The sequence below is a fragment of the Vibrio sp. Vb0304 genome, assembly GCF_033338995.1.
In the GTDB taxonomy this organism is placed as follows: Bacteria; Pseudomonadota; Gammaproteobacteria; order Enterobacterales; family Vibrionaceae; genus Vibrio; species Vibrio alginolyticus.
This window is the reverse complement of record NZ_JAWOTT010000283.1, coordinates 1-1,131: the sequence shown is the minus strand read 5'-3', so window position 1 is coordinate 1,131 and position 1,131 is coordinate 1. Positions and strand designations below refer to the sequence as shown.

Genomic DNA, 1,131 nt, shown 5'->3' with positions numbered 1-1,131 from the left:
GTGGAACAGATTGATGAGCACTTGTTCTAGTTCAACGCTGTGAATGGCGAGCCTCACCTCGTGGTCGATCGTCGGTACTTTGAGCGTGACACCTTGCTTGATCAACTTATTGCTCAATATGCTGGTGGCATTGTGCACCGCATCGTGGAGTATCGACACTTCATTATGAGGTTCATGAGAAGTTTTACGGGTGAAGACTTTTAGCCTAGCAATGACCTCGGCAATAGTCTCGTTTAGCGAGAGCATCTTGTTTAAGTTGTCTGCGACCATCGGGTAGCGTTCCATCGACAACAAGCGCTGGGAGTTTTCGGTGTAAGTTCTCAGCGCGGCAAGTGGTTGGTTTATCTCGTGGTTGATACTGGCAGACAACTCTCCCAGCAAAGCAAGTTTGGCGGCTTGAGTCAGCTCTTGCTGAGTTTGTCTTAGCTCTTGCTGGCTTTGTTCATACTGACGAACCGTTTGCTGCAACTTGTGGTTTGCTTCACTTAGTACAACTGTGCGTTGCATGACTTTTTCTTCCAAGCTCACATTGAGATTGGCAAGACGTGCCTTGTTCACCAACATCTGAAACCATGCCAATGCGATCAGTGCAATCAGCGCGTATAAAATCAAATAGACTACATCTGCTTGCAATACTGCCGTCAGTACGGTGTGGTGATTGATTAACGCTACAACGCGAAAGCCTTTATCCAACAAATGTGTTGCGTACGCGAGGTAGTTTGGTGACAGCAACAATTGGTTATCCGCAAACTCACTTTCGTCACTTTGCGCGGTAAGTTCGCCGTAATATTCGGGCAACGTGTCACCGTATTGGCGAGTTTCAGTCAGTTCATTGATGGCCGTTGGTGAGAGTGGAAACAGTGCGCGATAGCGCCAATCGGGTAGGTTGCTCATAAACACTACGTTGTGTTTGTCGGTCACCAAAACGTCTGCGCCACTTTGTGCAAGGCGCTGTTCCAATTGCTCCAAATTCACTTTTACCGTGATGACGCCGATGACATCGCCGTTCAACCATAGTGGAGAGGAAAAGAAGTAACCCCGTTTGTTAGAGCGTACTCCTAACCCCACGTATTGGGCTGGCTCACCACGACGGGCATTTTTAAAGTAAGGGCGATAACTAAAACTCGAACC

The 1,131-nt window shown here is 48.0% G+C and carries 1 pseudogene; it reads right to left on the bottom strand.

The features are described 5' to 3' along the window. Positions 1 to 1,131 (bottom strand): annotated as a pseudogene (locus tag R7P35_RS25670) (sensor histidine kinase); the annotation flags it as partial.